At 63.5% G+C, this 25,142-nt stretch carries 13 protein-coding genes and 1 other RNA gene; all 14 read right to left on the reverse strand.

Annotation, left to right across the window (positions count from 1 at the left end):
- Window positions 1-22 precede the first annotated feature (22 nt).
- Window positions 23-1,099 (reverse strand): protein-glutamate methylesterase/protein-glutamine glutaminase, encoded by a 1,077-nt coding sequence (locus ACZZ0O_RS16040; RefSeq protein ID WP_115553662.1) that lies wholly within the window; start codon window positions 1,097-1,099, stop codon window positions 23-25.
- The gene (gene cheD / locus ACZZ0O_RS16045; protein WP_005993860.1) at window positions 1,096-1,692 is read right to left on the reverse strand and encodes a chemoreceptor glutamine deamidase CheD; all 597 of its coding nucleotides are present in this window, start codon (window positions 1,690-1,692) and stop codon (window positions 1,096-1,098) included. The genes ACZZ0O_RS16040 and cheD overlap by 4 nt, the downstream gene beginning before the upstream one ends.
- The gene (locus tag ACZZ0O_RS16050; protein WP_463591254.1) at window positions 1,689-2,555 is read right to left on the reverse strand and encodes a CheR family methyltransferase; all 867 of its coding nucleotides are present in this window, start codon (window positions 2,553-2,555) and stop codon (window positions 1,689-1,691) included. Before ACZZ0O_RS16050 ends, cheD begins: the two co-directional genes overlap by 4 nt.
- Before the next feature lie 219 nt (window positions 2,556-2,774).
- Window positions 2,775-2,850, reverse strand: a non-coding RNA gene (locus ACZZ0O_RS16055) — sX9 sRNA.
- 54 nt (window positions 2,851-2,904) lie between these two features.
- Window positions 2,905-5,283 carry a methyl-accepting chemotaxis protein gene (locus ACZZ0O_RS16060; RefSeq protein WP_463591255.1) on the reverse strand — a complete coding sequence of 793 codons (2,379 nt, stop codon included), beginning with the start codon at window positions 5,281-5,283 and terminating at the stop codon, window positions 2,905-2,907.
- A gap of 82 nt (window positions 5,284-5,365) precedes the next feature.
- The gene (locus ACZZ0O_RS16065; RefSeq protein WP_005993867.1) at window positions 5,366-5,749 is read right to left on the reverse strand and encodes a hypothetical protein; all 384 of its coding nucleotides are present in this window, start codon (window positions 5,747-5,749) and stop codon (window positions 5,366-5,368) included.
- A 313-nt stretch (window positions 5,750-6,062) separates the two neighbouring features.
- Complete coding sequence (locus ACZZ0O_RS16070) at window positions 6,063-6,548, reverse strand: chemotaxis protein CheW (RefSeq protein ID WP_011037040.1); 486 nt, start codon at window positions 6,546-6,548, stop codon at window positions 6,063-6,065.
- A 121-nt stretch (window positions 6,549-6,669) separates the two neighbouring features.
- Entirely contained in the window at window positions 6,670-7,458 is a 789-nt protein-coding gene (locus tag ACZZ0O_RS16075) for a flagellar brake protein (RefSeq protein ID WP_161961609.1), read from the reverse strand.
- Between the two features lie 961 nt (window positions 7,459-8,419).
- Window positions 8,420-11,092: a methyl-accepting chemotaxis protein gene (locus tag ACZZ0O_RS16080; protein WP_463591256.1), complete on the reverse strand. Its 2,673-nt coding sequence runs from the start codon at window positions 11,090-11,092 to the stop codon at window positions 8,420-8,422.
- A 467-nt stretch (window positions 11,093-11,559) separates the two neighbouring features.
- Window positions 11,560-13,821 (reverse strand): methyl-accepting chemotaxis protein, encoded by a 2,262-nt coding sequence (locus tag ACZZ0O_RS16085; protein ID WP_463591257.1) that lies wholly within the window; start codon window positions 13,819-13,821, stop codon window positions 11,560-11,562.
- A gap of 760 nt (window positions 13,822-14,581) precedes the next feature.
- Window positions 14,582-16,846 carry a methyl-accepting chemotaxis protein gene (locus ACZZ0O_RS16090; RefSeq protein WP_463591258.1) on the reverse strand — a complete coding sequence of 755 codons (2,265 nt, stop codon included), beginning with the start codon at window positions 16,844-16,846 and terminating at the stop codon, window positions 14,582-14,584.
- 640 nt (window positions 16,847-17,486) lie between these two features.
- Window positions 17,487-19,958: a methyl-accepting chemotaxis protein gene (locus tag ACZZ0O_RS16095; RefSeq protein ID WP_463591259.1), complete on the reverse strand. Its 2,472-nt coding sequence runs from the start codon at window positions 19,956-19,958 to the stop codon at window positions 17,487-17,489.
- 107 nt (window positions 19,959-20,065) lie between these two features.
- Entirely contained in the window at window positions 20,066-22,315 is a 2,250-nt protein-coding gene (locus tag ACZZ0O_RS16100; RefSeq protein WP_463591260.1) for a methyl-accepting chemotaxis protein, read from the reverse strand.
- 448 nt (window positions 22,316-22,763) lie between these two features.
- Window positions 22,764-25,013: a methyl-accepting chemotaxis protein gene (locus ACZZ0O_RS16105; protein ID WP_463591261.1), complete on the reverse strand. Its 2,250-nt coding sequence runs from the start codon at window positions 25,011-25,013 to the stop codon at window positions 22,764-22,766.
- Window positions 25,014-25,142: the final 129 nt, after the last annotated feature.

Raw genomic sequence — 25,142 nt, forward strand, 5'->3', positions numbered from 1 at the left:
GGGGCAGGGCGCGCATGGGCGATCAGCGCGCTTGTGCCGACAATGCGATCAGGCGTTCGGCAACACGGTCCAGCGGTACCACTTCCTGCGCGGCGCCCAGCTTGTAGGCGGCGCCGGGCATGCCCCACACCACGCTGCTGGCTTCGTCCTGTACCAGTGTGGGGGCGCCGGCCTGCAGCATTTCCAGCAGGCCGCGCGCACCGTCGTCGCCCATGCCGGTGAGGATGGCGCCGACCGCATTCGGCCCGGCGTTGGCGGCGACCGAGCGGAACAGCACGTCCACCGCCGGCTTGTGGCGATTGACCGGCGGGCCGTCGTCGATACGGCAGCGCCAACGCGCACCGTCGCGAATGATGCGCAGGTGCTGGCCGCCCGGCGGCAGATAAGCGTGGCCGGGCAGAATGGCTTCGCCGTCGCTGGCTTCGCGCACCGACATCGCCGAGTGGCGATTGAGGCGCTCGGCGAATGCGGTGCTGAAGCTGGCCGGCAGATGCTGGGTCATCACCACCGCCGGTGCATCGGCGGGCATGTGTTCGAGCACCACGCGCAGCGCTTCGGTGCCGCCGGCAGAAGCGCCGATGGCGATCAGGCGGTCGGTGGTGCGGAAGCGCAGCGCGCTGCCCGGCACCGGTGCCGATTGCATGTCCAGGGTGAGCTTGGGCGTGCTGGGGCGATGCAGTGCACTGACCTTGGCCTTGGCGGCCATCTTGACCTTGCTGACGATTTCTTCGGCATAGCCTTCCAGTCCACGCACGACGTCGATCTTGGGCTTGGACACGAAGTCCACCGCACCCAGCGACAAGGCCTGCAAGGTGGTGTCGGCACCGCGCTCGGTGAGCGAGGAAATCATCACCACCGGCGTCGGGCGCAGGCGCATCAGGTTTTCCAGAAACACCAGGCCGTCCATGCGCGGCATTTCCACGTCCAGCGTGATCACGTCCGGATTGAGGCGTTTGATCTTTTCGCGCGCCAGGATCGGGTCGGCGGCCGAGCCGATGACTTCGATGCCCGGATCGCGCGAGAGGATTTCGGTGAGCATCTGACGGACCACCGCCGAGTCGTCGACGATGAGTACACGTACGGGAGTTTCCAGCGTCATTCGAACAACTCCACTCCACCGGTGACCGGTGCTTTGGACAGACGGGCGCGCACGGCCGATTCTGTGGCGGCGACTTCGGCTTCGTGCGCATGCGGCAAACGCTGCACGACTACCCGGCCGGTCGTCGGAAAGAACCACACCTTGCGCGGATGGATGCCGCACAGATCTTCGGCAATGATGGGGATGTGTTCGGCTTGCAGGTACTGGCGCACGAACTCGGCGTTGCGGGTGCCGACCGGGTTGCTGGTGAAGCCCTTGAGCACGTTGGCGCCGCCGAAGACCTTGGCTTCGATGCGTTTGCGATGCGCGCCGCGCTTGAGCATGTCGTTGATCAGCAACTCCATCGCATAACTGCCGTAGCGCGCCGGTGCACCGTCGCCGACCTGTCCTTCGGGCAGCAGGAAGTGATTCATGCCGCCGATCTTGAGCACCGGGTCGCGCAAGCAGGCCGCAACGCACGATCCCAAGGTGGTCGTCAACGCGGTGTCGTCGTCCACCACCAGATATTGAGTGGGCAGCAGCTTGGCGGTAATGGTCTGGAACCGCGAATCGCGGTAGCGCATCACGTCGTCGACTTGCACGGCGGTACTCATGCAGAGGCTCCCGAACGCGGAGCGCGCCGATACAGCGTGCGCCCGCACGGCTGGATCAGATCGGCTGCGTGCAGGTAATTCTCCGAGTGCCCGGTGTAGAGCAGACCGTCGTCGCCCATGTGGCTGACCAGACGTGACAGGATGCCGCGCTGGGTCGGTTTGTCGAAATAGATCATCACGTTGCGGCAAAATAGCGCCGCATACGGGCCGCCGACGTCGTAACGCGGCGACAGCAAATTCAACTGGCGGTATTCGATGAGTTGGCGCAGGGCAGGAATCACCCGGCACTTGCCTTCGTTGGGACCGCTGCCGCGCTGAAAATACTTGCGCTTGATCGCCGCATCCAGCGAGGCGACGCGGTCGATGGCGTAGATGCCGCGCGAGGCGGTTTCCAGCACCTGGGTGTCGACGTCGGTAGCGACGATGCTCACCGGCGGGGTCAGTGTGCCGAACGCCTCGCAGGCGGTGATGGCGATGGAGTAGGGCTCCTCACCGGTGGATGCGGCGCACGACCAGATCTTCAGTGGCGCCTGCGAGGCGCGCTTCTGCAGTTCTTCGCGCAATTTGTCGAAGTGATGCGGCTCGCGGAAGAACGAGGTCAGGTTGGTGGTCAGGGCGTTGGTGAACGCCTGCCATTCTTCTTCGTCGTTGCCGGCTTCCAGCTGGTCGATGTACTCGCGAAACGAGCGCAGCCCGAGCACGCGCAGGCGGCGCGACAGGCGGCCATACACCATGTCGCGCTTGGCCGGCGCCAGCGAGATACCGACGCGTTGGTAAATCAGGTCGCAAACGCGCTTGAAGTCGCGGTCGCCAAAATCGAATTCGCGCGTGTCTGAAGCGGGAGTCGTAGTCGTCATATCCATACACGTCGGGAGCTATAACGTGGTATCGGCCATGTAGCCGTGCAACTGAAGCACCAATCCATCGATCACTGCGGTTGGGCTAGGTATCGCAGTAATGCTGCGGTGCGGCGGCGTGCAGCGACGACGCGGCGGGGTGGAGGCTGCCTGTCGTTGCGAGAGGCAGAAACACAGCGCCCCGGCAGTGCCGGGGCGTTGTGGGTGACAGCGGTGACTTGGAGCGGTTACCAGAACGTAGCGAGCAGTCGTCAGGTGGGTGCGGACGGCGCGGAAGAAGCGGAGTGTACGCGTGGTACCTGCCGCATCGGCCGCGCCCACCTGGCGCCTGCACAGCCCTTACTGTTGGCTGCTCTTAGAACTCTTGCCAGTTACCGTCGGCCAGTGCGGCCTGTGGCTTGGCAGATCGCGCCGACGGCGCTGCGGCTGTCCGCGCGGCCGGCTTGGCCGCGGTCTTGACCGCAACCGGACGCGAGGCCACCGGGCGCACACGCGCTTGTGCAACCGCGGCCGATTCGTCCAGCTTGAACACCGACACCGCTTCGGCCAGATGACCGGCCTGCTCTTCCATCGAGCGGGCGGCGGCAGTGGCTTCTTCCACCAGTGCTGCGTTCTGCTGGGTGGTTTCGTCCATCTGGGTGATGGTCTGGTTGACCTGCTCGATGCCGGCCGACTGTTCCTGCGAGGCGGCAGAAATTTCGCCCATGATGTCGGTGACGCGCTGCACGCTGGCAACGATCTCGGCCATCGTCGCACCGGCCTTGCGCACCAATGCAGAGCCTTCGGCGACCTTATGCACGGAGTCGTCGATCAAGCCCTTGATCTCCTTGGCGGCGCCGGCCGAACGCTGTGCCAACGTGCGCACTTCCGAGGCGACCACCGCAAACCCGCGGCCTTGCTCACCGGCACGTGCCGCTTCCACCGCTGCATTCAAGGCCAGGATATTGGTCTGGAAGGCGATGCCGTCGATGACGCTGATGATGTCGGCGATCTTCTTGGACGAGGCTTCTATGCCGGACATGGTGGTGACCACCTGCGACACCACGTCGCCGCCCTGCGAGGCCACACCGGTGGCGCCGATGGCCAGCTGATTGGCCTGACGTGCGCTTTCGGCGTTCTGCTTGACGGTGGAGGTGAGCTCTTCCATCGAGGCAGCGGTCTCTTCCAGGTTGGCGGCCTGCTGTTCGGTGCGGTGCGATAGATCGCTGTTGCCCGAGGCGATTTCGCCAGCTGCCGAGTTGATCGCACTGGAGGAGAGCTTGATGCGACCGACGATATCGGCCAGTTGCTCGGCGGTGGCGTTGGCATCGTCACGCATCTGCGCGAACACGCCGCTGAACTGCCCTTGCATGCGCACGGTCAGGTCGCCGCGCGACAGCGCAGACAACAGCGCAGAGATCTGCTCCAGGCTGCCGGCATTGGCATCCAGCAAGCCGTTGAGCTGCTGCGCCAACTGCAGGAAGAAGCCCTGCTTGCCGTCGGTTTCGACGCGGCCACTCATGTCGCCGCTGGCAGCGGCACGCACGATGCGGGCGACTTCTTCTTCGACCTGGACTTCGATGGTGCGGTCGCGCCATTCGCAGACTTCGCCGGTGGTTTCGCCTTGCTCGTTCTTGATGCCGGTGACGGTCTGCGCCAGCACGACTTCGCCGAAGCGCTCTTCGAAGCTGGTGACACCATCGCGTTCGAGCGCAGCAACGGCCTTGCGCACGGTCGCATCGGACAGGCCCAGGTAGCTGATGTGCTGACCGATGACCTTGCTCGCATCGAACTCGGGCGATGCCAGACGGATGCTGCTTTCGTACTGCGTCACGATCTTCTTGAAGGCATCGTTGGCGTAGATCATGACGCGGTCGGGATCGGTGATGAAGGTGCCGGTGGACGACTTGTCCAGCGCGGTGCGGATGCGCAGGTTCTCGTCGGCGACTTTCTGATCGCGTTCGATACGCTCTTTCAGATCGCGCTGCATGCGCTGCATGGAGCGCATCAGTTCGCCCACTTCGTCCTTGCCGTGCGCATTGATCTGGCCATCCAGCTTGCCGCCGGCGATTTCGGTGGCGGTGCTCACTGCGCCGCGCATGCTGCGCACGATGGAGCGGGCGAACAGGAATGCCAGGCCCAGGCCACCGGCAATGCCGATCAGCAACACCACCATGGTCAGCGAGACCGAGGTTGCGTGGACCTTTTCGGCCTTGGTCTTGGCGGCCTGTGCCAGCAGATTGTCCTCGGCGATCAACGCAGCCAGCGAATCCTTGGCCTTGTTGTGCAGGGTGCGGGTCTCGCCGACAAAGGTGTCGATGGCATCGTCGGGGAGATTGAGCTCGATCATTTCATCGACGCTGGCGTACGAGGCCGAGGCCTTCTTCCAGTCGGCCACGAACACGTTGAAGAGTTTTTTCTGTTGCGGGCTTTCGATCAGGCGGGGATAGCCCTTGATCGTTGCCTCGATTTCGCCGTTGAGCTTCTTGGCGCGGACCCTGGCTTCCTGCTTGACCGCATCGCTGGCGCGCACCAGATTTTGATAAGACGCATTCCGGTATTCGCCGAGCATGCCGCGCAGATCGCCGGCTTCGCGGACGCTGGACATGGTGTTGCCGGCCAGATCGCGCGTCACGTTGTTGAGCGATGCCAGGCCCGAATACGCGATGATTCCCTGCACCAGCATGATCAGCAGCACGATGCCGAACGCCAGCATCAGCCGCGGCATCAATTTCAGATTATTAATCCATTGCATTGACACGATTCCCCCGTAGAAGTCAGTCCGCATAATCCAGATAGCAGATCGCCACGCATGGGCGTGGCGATGTGCGATGCGATTACTTGATGGTGGCGAGCTTCAGGCTTGCCGGGGAGCTGACTTCGATTTCGGCGCGCGAGCTGTCGCGCTGAATCTTGCCGAGGACGCAGACGTCCTTGCCTTCCAACGATTCCGGGGCAAAGCTGAACTTGCCGCGGTTGGCGCCGTCGATGCGGGCCGAGAAGGTGTGACGCGGGAACATGCCGCCCATGTACAGGAAGGTGGGTTCGCCTTCCGAGCTCTGCGCGTACTTGGCCTTTTCGACCTTGCCGCACACCATGCCGTCCTTGCCGACGAAGCGGGTGGCCATCTCCGGCGGAATCATTTCCTGCGACTGAGCAGACAACGTGGGGGCAACGATCACGAGAGCAGCGACGGGGAGGAGCGAGAGCAGGAACTTCATTGGGGATTCTCCAGAATCGAAAGTCGAACGGTGACCCGCTTATGAACGCGGGCTTCTATTCAGCTATCGGCTAACTGGGATTCAACTTGAAGTAAAAAAATGTGAGTTACATCGCACTTCTATCTAGCAGTGCGTCTCGTGTCGGGAAGCTCCCGACACCTGATGGTGGTATGCGCATTAGGCATAAACCACTGCGGCCGTCAGAGGGCTGCCGGGTGTTCAAACGCGGCGATGCACACCTGCTGCATCGTCGCGCTTGCCAACCACTGCATCCCTCTGACGACCGCAGGTCGCCGCACTCAACCACTGTGAATCAGGCGGCTTCTTCAGCCAGCTGCTGCTGACCCAGCTCGGTGCTGTCCAGCAGGGTTTCGATATCCAGCAGGATCAGCATGCGATCGTCCTGGGTACCGATGCCGGAGATGAAGCGGGTATCCACTGCGGCGCCGAACTCGGGCGTCGGGCGGATCTGGTCATCATTGAGCGGGATGACGTCGGAGACGCTGTCCACCACGATGCCGACCACGCGGTCTTCGACGTTGAGCACGATCATCACGGTGAACGCGTCGTAGCGCGCTTCCTTGAGGCGCAGCTTCAGGCGCAGGTCGATCACCGGCACGATGGTGCCGCGCAGGTTGATCACACCCTTGATGTAGTCGGGCGCGTCAGGCAGACGGGTGACCGAATCGTAGCCACGGATTTCCTGCACTTTCAGGATGTCCACGCCGTAGTGTTCTTCGCCCAATGCGAAGCTGAGGAATTCACCACCGGTGCCGGTGGCAGTGCTTTTGTCGTTCATGAAAACTCCGGGCGTTGCGGCTGAGTGTCAGGTTGCGGCACTAGGTTGAGAAGGCTGCCATAGCAACATCGGCGCAGCGCTCGGCAACTTTAGGTGCGTGGACCAAGTGGTACGTGCGGGTTCAGAACACGCCGCTCTTGCGCGCGTTGCGCTGGCGGTCGACCCGAAAGATGTAGCGCTGGATGGTTTCGTCGGCGCCACGCGGCAGATCGCTGAACTGCAGGCCGACGCGGAAGCCTTCGCTGCCATTGGGCAGGGTCTGCTTGTATTGGCTGCACACCGTGAGCGGCAGGGCGATCGGTGCGACGTCGGGCAGGTGCAGCGTGCAGTCGCGATAGGTGCGTTGCGGCTCCAGCAAGGGCATGCCGGCGGTGAGCGACACCGCCAGGCCGCCGCTGCTGATGTCGATCACGCGCAGCTGCAGATTGAGGTTGCCGCCCTGGGCTTCGTCCTGGCGGATGATGCACATGGGCGAGTCGGTGATCGGCGTTTCCAGCCGGTACGATTCGCGGCGTTGCATGTGGTACATCGCGTCCGGCAGCTCGGCGCGGAAGGCGACGTGGATGTCGCGCTCGATGCGCTCGGCCTTTTCCAGCCGGAAACGCACGTTGACCCGCTCCAGTTGCGCATAGCAGAGCAGGTACTTGGCATCTTCGATGGCGCGGTTGGAGGTGTCGTTGTGGCTGCCGTCCAGAATCACGCAATCGTCGTCTTCATCGATTTCGAGCACGGCGGTGGGCACGGCCATGTCGCGGCCGGCCACATGCATGGTCACCACGGCGCGTTGGTCTAGCAGCTGACGCAGCAAGCCACGGATCTGCCGCTTGTTGCGCAGCAGATAGCGTTCGTCACCTTCTGCAAGGTGATCGTCGTGGTCCAGCTCTGACTCTGAGGTATCGCCTTGGGACATGGGCACAAGCACAGTGGTAGCGGGAAGAAGCCCGGAGGGTTGTCCCGGCGTCGCCTTGATATCGGCGGCAAAGCGAAATCTTTAAGTGCTGCTGATAAAACTCGTACGCCTGGCGCTGCTCATGACCCGTCGCGATGGGCGGTGTGCAGAGCTTTTAACGCAACAACCATGACGCCAAGGGTCCTGCGACGGTGAGCGGGCAAGGGCCAGTGAAGGTGGTCGGCGCGCTGGTGCAAGCGACAGGCGACGTTCGCCCGCAGTGCCGTCGTATCACTGGCTGCTTTGGTAAAACAGCCAACCAACGTTCTGGTGCGGGGCCCTTGCCGCTGGCGGCATGGATACTGCCAACGAGCCCGCATGGAAGGGTTCATGGTGTGTCCCGCGAGCGGCGAGGGCACCGCGCGCTCGAGATCTTTGTGTTTGCTGCAGGGCCCTTGCCCGCTCACCATCGCAGGACACGCTGCAAGTACGTCCTTGTAAGCTCCGTGGCGGCATCCATGCCGCCAAGGGTCCTGCGACGGTGAGCGGACAAGGGCCAGTGAAGGTGGTCGGCGCGTTGGTGCAAGCGACAGGCGACGTTCGCCCGCGGTGCCGTCATATCACTGGCTGCTTTCATCAAACAGCCAACCAACGTTCTGGTGCGGGGCCCTGGCCGCTTGCGGGACCGTTAGCGGCATGGATGCTGCCAACTAGCCCCCAGGGACGGGTTCACGGCCTGTCCCGCGAGCGGCGAGGGCGCCGCGCCCTCGAGGTCTCTGCGTTTGCTGCAGGGCCCTTGCCCGCTCACCATCGCAGGACACGCTGCAAGTACGTCCGTGTAAGCTCCGTGGCGGCATCCATGCCGCCAAGGGTCCTGCGACGGTGAGCGGGCAAGGGCCAGTGAAGGTGGTCGGCGCGCAGTGTTTGAGCACGGCAACCAACAACGCCTGGACATCTCTCGACTCACCCAGCGTTTGCCGCATCAGTGATAGGCGTGGCGTGCGTTGGCCAGCAAGGTGCTCAGGCTGTCCTGCTGTTCGAGGCGGAACACCGCCACTGCGTCCACCAGCTGCGTGGCCTGTTCTTCCATCGAGCGCGCGGCTGCCGTGGCTTCTTCCACCAGGGCGGCGTTCTGCTGGGTGGTTTCGTCCATCTGGGTGACGGTCTGGTTGACCTGGGTGATGCCGGCGGCCTGCTCGCGCGAGGCGCTGGTGATCTCGCCCATGATCTCGGTGACGCGCTGCACCGAGCTGACGACCTGCTGCATGGTGCTGCCCGCTTCCGACGCCAGTGCGGCGCCGTTGCCGATGCGGGTCACCGAGTCTTCGATCAGGTGCTTGATCTCCTTGGCCGCACCGGCCGAGCGCTGGGCGAGGGTGCGCACTTCCGAGGCCACCACGGCAAAGCCGCGGCCCTGTTCGCCGGCACGCGCGGCTTCTACCGCAGCGTTCAAGGCCAGGATGTTGGTCTGGAAGGCGATGCCGTCGATGACGCTGATGATGTCGGCGATCTTCTTGGACGAGGCGTCGATATCGGACATGGTGGTGACCACGCGGGAAACCACGTCGCCGCCCTTGGCGGCCACGCCGGCCGCATCCAGCACCAGGCGGTTGGCCTGGTCGGCGTTGTCGGCGTTTTGCTTGACGGTGGCGGTGAGTTCTTCCATCGACGCGGCGGTTTCTTCGAGTGCGGCGGCTTGCTGTTCGGTACGACGCGACAGGTCGCCGTTACCGGTGGCGATTTCGCTGGCGGCCGAGTTGATCGCCAGCGACGCATCCTTGATGCGACGCACGATGCCGGCCAGCTGGTCGGCGGTGGCGTTGGCGTCGTCGCGGATGGTGGCGAACACGCCTCGCAGATCGCCGTCCATGCGCGCAGTGAGGTCGCCCTGCGACAACGACGACAGCAGCGCGGAGACGCGCGAGAGGCCATCGGCGTTGTTGTCCAGCAGCATGTTCAATTGCTGGGCGAGCTGCAGCAGGAAGCCCTGCTTGCCGGCGGTGTCCACGCGGCCGCTCAGGTCGCCGGCTGCGGCGGCCTGCACGATCCGGGCGACTTCTTCTTCCACCTGCACTTCCTGGGTGCGGTCGGCCCACTCGATGACAAAGCCCATGCGCTCGCCGTTGGCGTCTAAGACCGGGCTGACCACCTGGCGCACGATGCGGTCGCCAACGGTGATCTGGGCGACGTTGGTGCCGGTGAGCTGTTCAAGCATGCGCTCGTGCTCCTTCGGCGCGGCATGGAACTGATTGATGCTGGTGTCGATCAGCTTGTCCGCATCGAAGCCGGGCGCAACGCCACGCAGCTGTTCCTGCACGCCCTTGAGCAGGCGTTGCAGCGGCCGGTTGACGTAGATGATGCGCTGATGGATGTCGGCGATCATCACGTTGGTGCTGACATCGTCCAGCGCGGTACGCACACGCAGTGCTTCGCTGGCGATCAGGTGATCGCGCTCCAGCCGCGCGCGCAGGTCGTCGCGCATGGTGCGGGCGCTGAGCAGCAGACGGCCGAGTTCATCGTGTCGATCGATCTCGATGGGGTTGTCCAGACGGCCGGCGGCGACATCGCCGAGCACGCGTTCCACTGCAATCAATGGCCGGGTGACCATCTTGCGTGCGGCGATGAACACCACCGCGATGCACAGCGCCAGTACCACCAGCGAGAACAACAGCATGCTGCCCATTAGTTGGTCGAGCGGGCCATCGATGGCGCTGCGCGGCTGGGTGCCGATTACCGCCCACTGCCAAGGCGCATAGCGCTGTGCGGTGACTTCGAACGCCTGCGCGTTGCCCTTGGCATCGCGTAGCTGCAGGCTGGCGCTGGGCTGCTTGCCGTCCAGCACCGACTGCAATGCCGCTTGCTGTTCGGCCGGCACCAGTGCCGACAACGTCGCCGGAGCACCAGGCGGTGCGGCGATGATCTGGCCCTGGTGCTCGCCAGGCGCCATGTCGGCGATGACGAAATAGCCGTCCTGTCCCAGTTTGGTCGTGCTGACCTGGGCCTTGAGCGCGGCCAGGCCCTGGGTGTAGTTGCGACCGACGAACAGCGCGCCGATCACCTCGCCAGCAGCGTTACGCAGTGGCGCGTAGTACGTCATGTACTGGTCGCCGAACAACTGCGCCTGGCCGGTGAAGGGCTTGCCTTCGGACAGCGCGGCGTAGGCTTTGCCCTTGCGATCGAGCAGGGTGCCGATCACGCGCTCGTTCTGCTTGTTGCGCAGCGAGGTGGTGATGCGCACGAAGTCGTCGCCGGTGCGCGCGAAGATGGTCGCAACGCCGCCGGTGGTCTGCGCGAAGCGATCCACCGCGTCGAAGTTGAGATTCAGGGCCTGCTTGCCGGAGCGCAGCGTGGGCGTGTTCTGCTCGCCGATGCTCACGGTACTGGCGGTATCCAGCTCGCGTGCGCCGCGCGGCAGCATGTCGTCGAAGACGCTGCCCAGGCGCTCGGTGCCTTCGGTCAGGGTGACGTCGTACATCGCCACTGACTGCTGCATCAGCCGCGTGCTCGAACGCAGTTCGGCCTTGACCTGCGATTCGATGTCGCCGGCCGATTGCCGGTAGATGGTGAGGGCGAGCAGCCCCAGCGACATCGCGATGACCAGGGTCAGCAATGCGGACAACCGCGTACCAACGGAAAGTCGGTTGAAGAAATGCATGAGAGTGCCTTGCCCGGGGGAGGGCGTTACGGATGCGTGAATGCGATAACGGCCGTCTATGCGCGAAATTGATCATTTTTGTAGAAATCAGCACAACAGGGTGCGCTGTATTCAGTTTCTGCTCATTGGAAGCGTTTTCAGCTGCGCCGCCGGACATTGGCATATGTAAGGGCTATGTGAAGTTGGAGGGATGGGCGTAAAGGACGCCATCGACCCCACCTGCGCGTGCCGACGACGCGGACATAAAAACGCGGACATAAAAAAGGCCGCATCCCCTTGCACGGGATGCGGCCCACAAGATCCGCGAAGCGCGGACTCGAACGACTCTCGAACTTTCTGTAGTGCTGATGGTGGTGGTGCGCAACGCGTAGATCACTCACCGCGCAGTTACCTGCTGCAACGGTGGTACATGGCTGCATCGGTGCATGCGCTGACGGGTATCAGCGCCCTCCTTGCTGCGGCTGAATTTAGAACTCCTGCCAGCCGCTGGCGTTGGCTGTCGACGCAGACGCGCTCACTGCAGGGCGGCGCGCCATCGCTGGCGTGGCGGTGGTGCGTGCCGCCGGACGCGCTGGCAGGCGCGCATTGCGTGGCGCGCTGGCGATGGCAGATAGGTGACGCGCGACCGGCGCCTGTGCCTCGACCTTGAACACGGCCACGGCTGCAGTGAGTTGCTGCGCTTGTTCTTCCATGGCGCGCGCAGCGGCGGTGGCTTCTTCCACCAACGCTGCGTTTTGCTGGGTGGCTTCGTCCATCTGCGTCACGGTGAGATTGACCTGCTCGATGCCGGCCGACTGCTCCTGCGAGGCGGCAGAGATCTCGCTCATGATGTCGGTGACACGCTGCACCGAGGAGACGATCTCCGCCATGGTCTTGCCGGCCTGATCCACCAGTTGCGAGCCATCGGCCACGCGCTGTACCGAATCGCCGATCAGGTCCTTGATCTCCTTGGCGGCCGCCGACGAACGCTGCGCCAGCGTGCGCACTTCAGAAGCAACGACCGCAAAACCACGGCCTTGGTCGCCGGCGCGAGCGGCTTCCACCGCCGCATTCAAGGCCAGGATATTGGTCTGGAACGCGATCCCGTCGATCACGCTGATGATGTCGGAAATCTTTTTCGATGAGGCCTCGATGCCGGCCATGGTGTCGACCACTTTGCCGACCACTTCGCCACCTTGCGAGGCCACGGTGGCGGCACCGATGGCGAGCTGGTTGGCTTGGCGTGCGCCCTCCGCGTTCTGTTTGACGGTGGAGGTGAGCTCTTCCATCGATGCGGCGGTTTCTTCCAGATTGGCCGCCTGTTGCTCGGTGCGCTGCGATAGATCGTTGTTGCCGGTGGCAATCTCGCTGGCCGCGGCGTTGATCGACAACGCAGAGGTCTGGATGCGTCTGACGATGTCGGCCAACTGGCTGGCGGTGGCGTTGGCGTCGTCGCGCATCTGTGCGAACACACCCTTGAAGTCGCCATCCATGCGTGCGGTGAGATCACCCGCTGCAATGGCCTGCAACATGCCCGACAGCGATTGCAGGCTGCCATCGGCGGTGGCCATCAATTGATTGAGGCTTTCGACCATGATGCGGAAGTCGTACTGAAACTGCGCCGCATCGCCGCGTGCACTGAAGTCGCCATTGGCAGCGGCGTTTGCCAGGTGCTTGATCTGTTGGTTCATCGCAGCCAGGTTGGCCTTGACCTGCGCCATGGTGTTGGTGAGTGCGGCCTTTTCGCCGGGGAGCTGCTGCATGTCTTCGCTGAGGTCGCCGATTGCATAGCGGCCCATGATCTGCGCCAGACGTGTGGTGACCTGGATGTGGCTGTCGACCAGCGCATTGGTATCGCCTGCCATGCGGCCAAAATCGCCAGGAAATGCGCCGCCATCCATGCGGAAGCTGATCTGGCCGGCATCGTGGCGTTTGGCCATGTCCAGCTGCGCGGTGATCAGGTTGCGTACCTGCGTTTGCATCTTGTCCATCGCCTGCAACAGGCGGCCGGTCTCGTCGCCGGCATCGGTATGCACGGCATTATCCAGCTTGCCGTCTGCAATCGCTTCGGCAGCGCGGGTGGCACGGCTCAGCGGCCGAGTGAGGCTACGGGTGATCAGCAAGCCCAGCGTGCTGCTGAGCAGCACCACCAGCAGCGAACCGCCCACCAGCAGCTTGCGCGAATCGTTCATCGATTGCAGCGCAACTGCAGCGGCTTCGGCGGCGAGTTTGTCCTGCAAAACGATGTTGTCGCCGATCTTGTCCTGCCACTGCTGCAGCGCGGGCGCTGCCTTGGTGAGCAGCAGCGGCAGCGCTTCGTCGCTGTGGCCGGACGTCACCAGATCGATGACGTGGTTGTTCAAGTCGCGCACCGTGGGGGTGAGCTGATCGATGTCGTTGCGAATGGCCTTGCCTTGTTCCGAGACGGGCATGGCGTACAAGGCGTCGCGCGCTTTGGCGTAGTCGGCGCGTGCGCGTTTGATCTTTTCGATGAACGTCAGATTGTCGGCATCGCTGGTGGGCAGCACCAGGTTGCGCAGTTCCGCGGCGATGATGTAGTTCGCATTCATCATGTCGTTGGACAGGCGGATCTTGGTCATGTTCTGGCTCACCAGGTCATCGACCAACCCACGTGCCGAGGTCAGGCCGCGATAGCCGATAAAGGCAATGAAGCCCGATAGCAGGATCAACACGGCAAAGGCGCCCGCCAGGCGTGGCCCGACATTGAAACGCAGCAAAAAAGAGTTCATGGAGTCGCTCGGCTCGATAGGGATGGGGTGCATGACATCGACCGGGTGGCACGTCGCCGTGCGCTCGTGTCCGCTTTGCGGCATGCCCAGTGGTAACGGCTGCAACTGCCTCGAATTGACCGGATGCGCGGTGCCTGTACAGCGCTGGATCACACTGGTGAACAGCACGTGTGGGTCGGGTTGGCGCTGGTGAAAAACTGTGCTGAGTTGTTCGATTTCGGCGTTGGAATGTGCTGTTTATGCGCATGTGCAGCGAAGTGGCATCTGGCTGTCATCGTTGGGTTTCACGTGCGCTGCACGGGTTTTGGCGACGTGGGCTTGGTTGGAGTGAGTGCAGTTGGGGCGGTCATGGTGGTGTTGACTTGGTCGCTTGGCCGTACCCTCACCCCAACCCCTCTCCCGGGGGAGAGGGGCTTTAGCGTTGGGCGTTGGGGCTTCGTTACTACATGCGCTGCTTGGCTGATCGTTGGTGACGGGCGGTGCGATTCTGCGAGGCGTGTGGGCGCTGCTGCGATCTCTGCCAGTTGTTGCTGCGTGTCTGTCTAGCTTCCTGCACGCGAGCAAGTTGCCTGCTTGCCAAAACGCACAAAGCCGACCCGCTGAGCGGGCCGGCCTTATGTTCGATGCGGTGCGGTGTCTCGTCTGCTGCTATTGGTGCGTATAACTATCGGTGCGCGCAGAGTTGATCTTGCACATGCGCCATGTGTTGCGCGACCAGTTCGTTTACCCAGGTCGCGCGTTCCGCACGGTGTTACTGCGCTTAGAACTCCTGCCAATCACCAGTGTCGTTCGCCGACGCCGATGCCGTGGTCTGCATCGCGCCACGTCGCGGCGCTGTTGCCGCATTGGGGCGTACAACCGGACGCGGCGCGGTGCGTGCATTGGCAGGTGCGCTGGCAATGGCCGACAGACGGCGTGCAATCGGCGCGTGTTCGGCCACCTTGAACACTGCGACGGCTTCGGTGAGCTGCTGCGCTTGTTCTTCCATGGCGCGTGCGGCGGCGGTGGCTTCTTCCACCAGTGCTGCATTCTGCTGGGTGGTTTCGTCCATTTGGGTCACGGTCTGGTTGACCTGTTCGATGCCGGCGTACTGCTCCTGCGAGGCCGACGAAATTTCGCTCATGATGTTGGTGACGCGCTGCACGCTGGCCACGATGTCGGCCATGGTGGTACCGGCCTGGTCGACCAGCGTTGCACCTTGCGCCACCTTTTCCACCGAGTCGTCGATGAGGTGCTTGATCTCTTTCGCTGCGCCGGCCGACCGCTGTGCCAGCGTGCGCACCTCGGAGGCCACCACCGCAAAACCACGGCCCTGTTCGCCAGCACGTGCCGCTTCCACCGCCGCATTCAAAGCAAGAATGTTGGTCTGGAAAGCGATGCCGTCGATGACGCTGATGATCTCGGCGATCTTCTTCGAAGACGCCTGGATGTCGGACATGGTGGTGACCACGCTCGCCACCACAGCGCCACCCTGGGATGCCACTGCAGCGGCGCCGATGGCGAGCTGATTGGCCTGGCTGGCGTGTTCGGCATTCTGCTTGACGGTGGAGGTGAGTTCTTCCATCGAGGCGGCGGTTTCTTCGAGATTGGCGGCCTGTTGTTCGGTGCGCTGCGACAGATCCTGATTACCGGTGGCAATTTCGCCGGAGGCCAGGCCGATCGCGCCGGCTGCTTCCTGGATGCGGCCCACGATGTTGGCCAGCTGCTCAGCAGTGGCATTGGCGTCGTCGCGCATCTGTGCGAACACGCCCTGGTACTGGCCGGTCATGCGTGCGGTGAGGTCGCCGGCGGCGATCGACTGCAACAGGCCCGACAGCGATTGCAGGTTGCCATCGGCAGTGGCCATCAAGGTGTTGAGGCTTTCCACCATCACGCGGAAGTCGAACTGGAACTGCTCGGCATTGCCGCGTGCGGTGAAGTCGCCATTGGCTGCCGCCTGGGCAAGGTGCTTGATCTCGTGATTCATCGTGGACAGGTTGTGCTTGACCTGATTCATCGCCGTGGTGATCGCGGCTTTTTCGCCTGGCAATTGCGGCATGTCTTCGCTCAGATCGCCGATGGCGTAGCGCTCCACCAGGTGGATGGTCTGCATCTTGACCTTGATGTGCGCGGCGACCAGCTCGTTGGTGTCCTTGGCCATGCGGCCGAAGTCGCCGGGGAACGAGCCGGCATCCATGCGGAAACTGATCTGGCCTGCATCGTGGCGCTTGGCCATGTCCAGCTGCGCGCTGATCAGGTTGCGTACCTGGTCCTGCATCTTGTCCATCGCCTGCAACAGGCGGCCGGTTTCGTCGTTGCTGGTGGTGCGCACATCGTTGTCGAGATTGCCGTTGGCAATGGCTTCGGCGGCACGGGTGGCCTGCGACAACGGGCGCACCAGGCTGCGGGTGATGGCCCAGCCCAGCAGGCCACTGATGAACACCACCGCCAGGCCGCCGCCGATCAACATCGTGCGGCCGCGTGCCATCGCGGTGGTCGCCACCGCGTTGGCTTCCTGGGCGCGCTTGCGCTGCAGCGCCGTGTATTCCAGCAACGTGTCCTGCCACGCCTGTGTGGCCGGCGCCGCACGTCGCAGCATCAACGGCAAGGCTTCATCGGTTTTGCCTGCTAACCCAAGATCGAGCACCTGGCGGTTGAGCGCGGTGGCGGTCTTGTTGTTCTGATCGATCTTCTCGCGGATGGCCTGCGCCGTCGGCGTCGCCGAGAAGGCGTAGAGCTGTTCGCGCACTTTGTCGTAGGTGCTGCGCTGTTCTTCGATGATGGCGGCGAAGCGACGATTTTCTTCAGCGGTGGTCGGCAGCACGACATTGCGCAGCTGCACGGCAATCACCGAGACGGCGTCATTCATCTCTTGCAGATGCTGGACGATGACCATGTTGCGATTGGTGAGCGTATCCAGGCTCTGACGCGCTTGCGCTAGCGTGTAAAGACCAGCGGCCACCAGTGCGCACGACAGCAGGATCAGCGTGCCGAACGCGAAGGTCAGGCGCTTGCCGACGTTGTACCGTTGAAGAAGAGCGATCATGTTGAGTCTCGAAGGCGATGGGCAGGAAGGGGAAATGCGCATCGGCAGGGTCGCGTCGTCGGTACGTCGAGCGCTGCCAGAGCGGGCATGCATCCGGCCGATCCATCGGTGCGCGTGACCGGTTGTCACACTGCGCTCGATTGCAAGGCAGGTCTGCATGCTTGTGCTCGGTAACGGCGCTGGTGGCGACAGCTGAACTCGCTTGGCTGGCTGCGTATGGGCGGCCGTCACCAAGATGATGCTGGTGTGCACAAGTGACCCGGAAAACCTTGATGGGAGCGCTACCAGAACGCGACCGGTGCGGTGCGAATTCACTGTTCGATCACGGGCTGAAGCGTGACGGCGGTGTGCAGGCAGGTGGGTTGCCGGGTGAGTGCACCGGTTTTGGGAAGCGAATCGGCGCAATGCCGCATTCGCTCATGACGCAGATCAGGACGCGCGGATGACTGCGCGCCCTACGATGGAAGGTGACATCGTGGTTGCCGCAGTGCCCTCAGGGTGTCGACACCACCGTCCTGTCAGAGCATCGACACGGCGGCGGCAGCGAGTGTGTGCCACCGCCAGGCGATCAGGTCGCCGATCCCATCACCGGCCGTCTGCAGCGTGTTGCACACGCGGCAGTCATCGCGCCCGGCGGCGCTTAGGCGGCCTGCCCAAGGCGGGGCGACACCGCCGCCTGCAACTGGAACACCGATACCGCATCGCGCAACTGCTGCGCCTGTTCTTCCATCGCGCGCGCGGCGGCAGTGGCTTCTTCCACCAGCGCGGCGTTCTGCTGGGTGGCCTGATCCATCTGCGCCACGGTCTGGCCGACCTGTTCGATGCCTTGCGACTGCTGCAGCGACGCTTCGCTGATCTCGTGCATGATCGTGGTGACGTTCTGCACTGAATCGACGATCTCCTGCATGGTGCGGCCTGCCTGGCCGACCAGCTGGTTGCCGTGTTCGACCCGGCTGACCGAATCGTCGATCAAGTGTTTGATCTCTTTTGCCGCACCGGCAGACCGCTGGGCGAGGCTGCGCACTTCCGAGGCCACCACGGCAAAGCCGCGGCCCTGTTCGCCGGCACGCGCGGCTTCCACCGCAGCGTTCAAGGCCAGGATATTGGTCTGGAACGCGATGCCGTCGATCACGCCGATGATGTCGGCGATTTTTCTGGAGGCAGCCTGGATGCCGGCCATGGTGCCGACCACCTGGCCGACCACGTCGCCGCCTTGCGAGGCAACCGCGGCAGCGCCGACCACCAGCTGACTGGCGCGCTTGGCATGTTCGGCGTTGGTGCGCACGGTGGAGGTGAGTTCTTCCATCGAGGCAGCGGTTTCTTCCAGGTTGGCGGCCTGCTGCTCGGTACGTTGCGACAGGTCCTGATTGCCGGACGCAATCTCGCTGGCCGCATCGTTGATGGCATCGGTAGAGCGCTGGATGCGCCCGACGATATCGGCCAGCTGCGTTACCGTGGCATTGGCATCGTCGCGCATGCGTGCGAACACACCGTGGAAATCGCCATGCATGCGCGCGGTGAGATCGCCAGCGGCGATCGCCTGCAGCACCTTGGACAGCGATTGCAGGTTGGCGTCGGCGGTGGCCATCAGCTGATTGAGGCTGTCCACCATCGCGCGGAAGTCGTACTGGAAGCGCTGCGCATCGCCGCGCACGCTGAAGTCGCCGCTGGCTGCGGCCTGCGCCAGCAGCTTGATCTCGTTATTCATCGCCGACAGGTTGGCCTTGACCGTGTCCATGGTGTCGGTGAGCACGGCCTTTTCGCCGGGCAGGCGTTGCATGTCCTGGCTCAAGTCGCCGATGGCGTAGCGCGACATGATCTGCGCCAGCTGCATCTTTACCGCGATATGCGAGCCAACCAGCGCGTTGGTATCGCGCACCATGGTGGCGTAAGCGCCGGGGAAGCTGTCTGCGTCCATGCGGTAACTGATCTGGCCGGCATCGTGGCGCTGCGCCATCTCGCTCTGTGCGGCCAGCACGTGCTGCACCTGCTCCTGCATCCGGCGCATATTGTCGAGCAGCTGGCCGGTTTCATCGCGGCTGGGCGGCACGATGCGTTCGTCCAGCTCGCCTTGCGCGATGTTGGCAGCCACCGTCGCGGCGCGGCGCACGTTGCGGGTGAGGTTGGACAAGGTGTACCAGCCCAACGCAGCGATCAGCAGCGCGAGCAGCGACAGGCCGGCGACGGCCTGCCACATCGCGTTGCGCGCATCCACCAGGTGGCGTTCGGATTGTCGCTGCAAGGCCTGCAGCGAGGTGCTGCTGAGGTCCTGCATGGCTTGGCCAAGCGTATCGAGTGCGGCATTCCACTGCGTATCGGCCTGCGTATCGCTGCCTTCCAGCGCCGCGCCAAGAGCTTGCAGTGCGGCGTTGGCACGCGTGGCTTCGGTGTTGGCGGCATCGGCCAGGGCAGGGTCGGGCTGTTCCAGCAGGCCCATTGCCTTGTCCAGCTCATGCCGGAAACGCACGTGGTTGCGCTGCAGCTGATTGAGCTGTTCGCGCAGCATGGCGCGCTCGCCACCTGCCTGCGACGGATCGTTGGCCGCATCCAGACGGGTCAGCGATTCGGTGGCGTCGGGGCTATAGATCAAGGTCGCCACCACGAGGTGGTAGCTTTCGATATACGGGGTGTAGACCAGTTGGCTGTCGTCGCGCAGTGCATCCAGCGCAGCGAAGGCTTGTTCGCTCACGCCGCTATAGCCGCTGGCCGCAGTGGTAGCGACATGGCGCTGCTGCAGGGCGAGCAGTTGTGTCTGGCTGCGTTCGAAGCCGGGCATGGCTGCAGTGGAGGCGAGCAGTTGCTGCAGATCGCGTTCGGCGCGTTGTGCTGCGGCGTCGGCGGCGCTGCCGCTATCGACGTGTGCCGCGTGCAGATCGGTGATCAGGCCCAGCATCTGCCCAAGCGGGGCGTAGCTGCGCAATTCGTTGTTGCTGATGGTGACGCTCTCATTGAGCTTGCCGCTATAGAGCAGCACCGGGATCACCAGGCCGACCAATGCCAGCACACCGATCGCACCGAGTTTTTTGGCAATGGCCAAGTCGTCCCAGCGGCTGGTCCAGCGACGCGGGGCGGGTGAAGCGGTCTGCGGCAACAGCGCGGAAGCAGTGGTCATCGGTGCGTCTCATGGGCGTACGCAGGCTATCGGCCAATACCTGTTATGCCTTGAGCCGGCCGGCATCGCTGCCGACCGGATCCGTTCAGGCAGTTCAGTCCGCTTGCTTAGAACTCCTGCCAGCTGGTGTCGTTGCTGGAGGCGGTGACGACCGCGCGTGGCTTGGAGGCGGGAGTCCGCCCGGCGGCAGCCACCTTCGCCTTGACCGCCGAACTCACCACCGGCCGCGAGGGCGCGGCACGCACGGCCGGGGCCGCGTAGGTCGCATCGGTCTTGAACACGGCAACCGCTTCGGTCAGGCCGACTGCCTGTTCTTCCAGCGCACGTGCGGCGGCGGTGGCTTCTTCCACCAGCGCTGCGTTCTGCTGGGTGGTTTCGTCCATCTGGGTGATGGTCTGGTTGACCTGTTCGATGCCGGCCGACTGCTCCTGCGAGGCGGCGGAGATCTCGCCCATGATGTCGGTGACGCGCTGCACGCTGGCAACGACTTCGCTCATGGTCTTGCCGGCGGTGTGCACCAGCGCGGAGCCTTCGGCGACGCGCTGCACGGAGTCGTCGATGAGGTCCTTGATCTCCTTGGCCGCACCCGAGGAACGCTGGGCCAGCGTGCGCACTTCCGAGGCCACCACCGCAAATCCGCGGCCCTGCTCACCGGCACGTGCCGCTTCCACTGCTGCATTCAATGCCAGGATATTGGTCTGGAAGGCGATGCCGTCGATGACGCTGATGATGTCGGCGATCTTCTTGGACGAGGCTTCGATACCGGACATGGTGTCAACCACCTTGCCGACTACTTCGCCGCCTTGCACCGCCACGCTGGCGGCGCCGATGGCGAGCTGGTTGGCCTGGCGCGCACCCTCGGCGTTCTGCTTGACGGTGGAGGTGAGTTCTTCCATCGAGGCGGCGGTTTCTTCCAGGTTGGCCGCTTGCTGCTCGGTGCGCTGCGACAGATCCTGGTTGCCGGCGGCGATTTCGCTGGCGGCGCCCTTGATCGAGATGGCCGAGGTCTTGATGCTGCCGACGATCTCGGCCAATTGTGTGGCGGTGGCATTGGCGTCGTCGCGCATCTGCGCGAACACGCCGCGGAACTCGCCACTCATGCGTGCGGTGAGGTCCCCGGCGGCAATCGACTGCAGCAGGCCGGACAGCGATTGCAGGTTGCCATCGGCGGTGGACATCAAGGTGTTGAGGCTTTCCACCATCACCCGGAAATCGTACTGAAAACGCTCGGCGTCGCCACGTGCACTGAAGTCGCCATTGGCGGCCGCTTGAGCGAGTTGCTTGATCTCGGCGTTCATCGCGCCGAGGTTGGCCTTGACCTGCGCCATGGTGTCGGTGAACACGGCCTTTTCGCCGGGCAGCTTACTCATGTCGTCGCTGAGGTCGCCGATGGCATAGCGCCCCATGATGCGGGCCAGATCGGTCTGCACGGCCACGTGCGAGGCCACCAGCAGATTGGTGTCGTTGGCCATGCGGCCGTAGTCGCCCGGGAAGGCGGACGCATCGATGCGAAAGCTGATCTGGCCATCGTCGTGGCGCTTGGCCATCTCGGTTTGTGCGGCAATCAGGCTGCGCAACTGCTGTTGCATTTTGCTCATTGCCTTGAGCAGGCGAGCGCTTTCGTCATTGGCCCGGGTATCGACGTCGTTATCGAGCTTGCCGCCGGCAATCGATTCGGCGGCGCGAGTGGCGCGGCTGAGCGGCTGGGTCAGGCTACGGGTGATCAGCAGGCCCAACGCGCCGCTGAGCAGCACGACCAGCAGAGAGCCGCCGATCAACAGCTTGCGCGAATCGTCCATCGATTTCAGCGCGACCGCCGATGCATCGGCGGCCAGCTTGTCCTGCAGGGCGATGTTTTCGGCAATCTTGTCCTGCCATTGCTGCGTGGCTGGACTCGCCTTGTTGAACAGCAGCGGTATGGCATCGCTATCCTTTCCGGCAATCGACAATTGCATGACCTGCTCATTCAGGGCCTTTGCCGCCATGCGGAGACTGTCGATCTGCTCACGCATTGTCTGGCCCTGCGGTGACGCGGGCATGGCATACAGGGCGTCGCGGGCCTTGTTGTAGTCGGCGCGCGCCGACTTGATTGCGGCGACGAACTCGTTATTCCGTTCGTCGGCATAAGGAAGCGCCAGGTTGCGCACTTGTGTGCCAATGACGAAGTTGGCATTCATCATGTCGTTGGAGAGACGGATCTTGACCATGTTCTGGTGCACGATATCGTCTACCAATGCACGCGCCGAACTCAGGCCGCGATAGCCGACGAAGGCGATGATGCCGGACAACACGATCAGCACCGCGAATGCGGCCGCCAGGCGAGGGCCGACGTTGTAGCGTTGCAGAAGTGCGTTCATACCGATTCCCAGGAAAGTGAGCGAAGGTGCTATGTCGCGAGTGGGCCGTGGTAGTTGCCATGACCTTGCTAACGCAGTAGCGGCGCGGGAACGTCGGAGCTGAATACCTCTATGCAAAAAAAGCATAACTACGGTCACGAATGTGAGCTGACAGGACAGGACGTGTCTTGCCAAGGTGCCGATACCGATCCAGGTAAGTCGCGATGCCACTCATCACCAAGCAAGCCCTGCCGGGACGCTTGATACCGCTGAAAAATTGCGATGTCCTGCGGATGACGCGCAGTTGTCTTGTCGATCACTGAGTGTGCTTTGCGAGGAATCGGCAGGCACTGTGTCGTCATGTGTTTTGATCCGAAAGCCAAGTGCCAGGCATAAAAAAGCCGCGCCTTGAGGGGCGCGGCTGCATGACGGACTGGGCGGCAACGCTGCCAGCGCTGCCGCCGTTGGCTCAGAACTCCTGCCAGCTGGTGTCGTTGCTGGAGGCGGTGACCACCGCGCGGGGCTTGGAGGCGGGAGTCCGCCCGGCTGCAGCCACCTTCGCCTTGACCGCCGAACTCACCACCGGCCGCGCGGGCGCGGCATGCACGGCCGGGGCCGCGTAGGTCGCATCGGTCTTGAACACGGCAACCGCTTCGGTCAGGCCGACTGCCTGTTCTTCCAGCGCACGTGCGGCGGCGGTGGCTTCTTCCACCAGCGCTGCGTTCTGCTGGGTGGTTTCGTCCATCTGGGTGATGGTCTGGTTGACCTGTTCGATGCCGGCCGACTGCTCCTGCGAGGCGGCGGAGATCTCGCCCATGATGTCGGTGACGCGCTGCACGCTGGCAACGACTTCGCTCATGGTTTTGCCGGCGGTGTGCACCAGCGCGGAGCCTTCGGCGACGCGCTGCACGGAGTCGTCGATGAGGTCCTTGATCTCCTTGGCCGCACCCGAGGAACGCTGGGCCAGCGTGCGCACTTCCGAGGCCACCACCGCAAACCCGCGGCCTTGCTCACCGGCACGTGCCGCTTCCACCGCTGCATTCAAGGCCAGGATATTGGTCTGGAAGGCGATGCCGTCGATGACGCTGATGATGTCGGCGATCTTCTTGGACGAGGCTTCGATACCGGACATGGTGTCGACCACCTTGCCGACCACTTCGCCACCTTGCACCGCCACGCTGGCGGCGCCGATGGCGAGCTGGTTGGCCTGGCGTGCGCCTTCGGCGTTCTGCTTGACGGTGGAGGTGAGCTCTTCCATCGAGGCGGCGGTTTCTTCCAGGTTGGCCGCTTGCTGCTCGGTGCGCTGCGACAGGTCCTGGTTGCCGGCGGCGATTTCGCTGGCGGCGCCCTTGATCGAGATCGCCGAGGTCTTGATGCTGCCGACGATCTCGGCCAACTGGGTGGCGGTGGCATTGGCGTCGTCGCGCATCTGCGCGAACACGCCGCGGAACTCGCCACTCATGCGTGCGGTGAGGTCGCCGGCGGCAATCGACTGCAGCAGGCCGGATAGCGATTGCAGGTTGCCATCGGCGGTGGACATCAAGGTGTTGAGGCTTTCCACCATCACCCGGAAATCGTACTGAAAACGCTCGGCGTCGCCACGTGCACTGAAGTCGCCATTGGCGGCCGCTTGAGCGAGTTGCTTGATCTCGGCGTTCATCGCGCCGAGGTTGGCCTTGACCTGCGCCATGGTGTCGGTGAACACGGCCTTTTCGCCGGGCAGCTTACTCATGTCGTCGCTGAGGTCGCCGATGGCATAGCGCCCCATGATGCGGGCCAGATCGGTCTGCACGGCCACGTGCGAGGCCACCAGCAGATTGGTGTCGTTGGCCATGCGGCCGTAGTCGCCCGGGAAGGCGGACGCATCGATGCGAAAGCTGATCTGGCCATCGTCGTGGCGCTTGGCCATGTCGGTCTGCGCGGCGATCAGGTTGCGCAGCTGCTGTTGCATTTTGCTCATTGCCTTGAGCAGGCGGCCGCTTTCGTCATTGGCCTGGGTATCGACATCGTTATCCAGCTTGCCGCTGGCAATCGATTCGGCGGTGCGAGTGGCGCGGCTGAGCGGCTGGGTCAGGCTACGGGTAATCAGCAGGCCCAACGCGCCGCTGAGCAGCACGACGAGCAGAGAGCCGCCGATCAGCATCTTGCGCGAATCGTCCATCGATTTCAGCGCGACCGCCGAGGCCTCGGTGGCAAGTTTGTCCTGCAGCGCGATGTTCTCGGTAATCTTGTCCTGCCATGCTTGCACGCGTGGTGAAGCCTTGCTCAGCAGTAATGCCTGCGCCTGCTGCACCTGATTGGCCTTGATCAGCTGCATCACCTCATCGACAGCTGGCCGTGCAACGGCACGCCGTGCATCGATTTCATTGCCAAGGGCGCGCTCCTGCGGCGAAGACTGCATTGCGCGCAGCTTCTCGCGGGCCTTTGTGTAGGTCTCCCGGTTGAGCAGGATGGTCTCTGCATAGCGCTTGCTCTGCTCGGCGCTGTTAGGCAATACCAGGTTGCGCATCTGCATCGAGATGACGTAATTGGCGTTCAACATATCGTTCGATAATCGGATCTTGATCATCTTCTGGTGCACGATGTCGTCTACCAACGCATGCGCCGAACTCAAGCCGCGATAGCCGATGAAGGCGATGATGCCGGACAGCACGATCAGCACCGCGAATGCGGCCGCCAGGCGAGGGCCGACGTTGTAGCGTTGCAGAAGTGCGTTCATACCGATTCCCGTGAATGTGAGCGAAGGTGCTACGTCGCGAGTGGGCCGTGGCAGTTGCCATGACCTTGCTAACGCAGTAGCGGCGCGGGAACGTTGAAACTGAATACCTCTTTAAAGAAAAGAAGCAAA

Source organism: Xanthomonas sp. AC360 (assembly GCF_979258225.1).

Excerpts from the sequence above, each read along its gene's own strand:
- ACZZ0O_RS16040 (WP_115553662.1), bottom strand. The coding sequence starts at position 1,099 with ATGACGCTGGAAACTCCCGTACGTGTACTCATCGTCGACGACTCGGCG.
- ACZZ0O_RS16085 (WP_463591257.1), bottom strand. The coding sequence starts at position 13,821 with ATGAACTCTTTTTTGCTGCGTTTCAATGTCGGGCCACGCCTGGCGGGC.
- ACZZ0O_RS16105 (WP_463591261.1), bottom strand. The coding sequence starts at position 25,013 with ATGAACGCACTTCTGCAACGCTACAACGTCGGCCCTCGCCTGGCGGCC.
- ACZZ0O_RS16100 (WP_463591260.1), bottom strand. The coding sequence starts at position 22,315 with ATGAACGCACTTCTGCAACGCTACAACGTCGGCCCTCGCCTGGCGGCC.
- ACZZ0O_RS16050 (WP_463591254.1), bottom strand. The coding sequence starts at position 2,555 with ATGGATATGACGACTACGACTCCCGCTTCAGACACGCGCGAATTCGAT.
- ACZZ0O_RS16065 (WP_005993867.1), bottom strand. The coding sequence starts at position 5,749 with ATGAAGTTCCTGCTCTCGCTCCTCCCCGTCGCTGCTCTCGTGATCGTT.
- ACZZ0O_RS16080 (WP_463591256.1), bottom strand. The coding sequence starts at position 11,092 with ATGCATTTCTTCAACCGACTTTCCGTTGGTACGCGGTTGTCCGCATTG.
- cheD (WP_005993860.1), bottom strand. The coding sequence starts at position 1,692 with ATGAGTACCGCCGTGCAAGTCGACGACGTGATGCGCTACCGCGATTCG.
- ACZZ0O_RS16060 (WP_463591255.1), bottom strand. The coding sequence starts at position 5,283 with ATGCAATGGATTAATAATCTGAAATTGATGCCGCGGCTGATGCTGGCG.
- ACZZ0O_RS16075 (WP_161961609.1), bottom strand. The coding sequence starts at position 7,458 with ATGTCCCAAGGCGATACCTCAGAGTCAGAGCTGGACCACGACGATCAC.
- ACZZ0O_RS16070 (WP_011037040.1), bottom strand. The coding sequence starts at position 6,548 with ATGAACGACAAAAGCACTGCCACCGGCACCGGTGGTGAATTCCTCAGC.
- ACZZ0O_RS16095 (WP_463591259.1), bottom strand. The coding sequence starts at position 19,958 with ATGACCACTGCTTCCGCGCTGTTGCCGCAGACCGCTTCACCCGCCCCG.
- ACZZ0O_RS16090 (WP_463591258.1), bottom strand. The coding sequence starts at position 16,846 with ATGATCGCTCTTCTTCAACGGTACAACGTCGGCAAGCGCCTGACCTTC.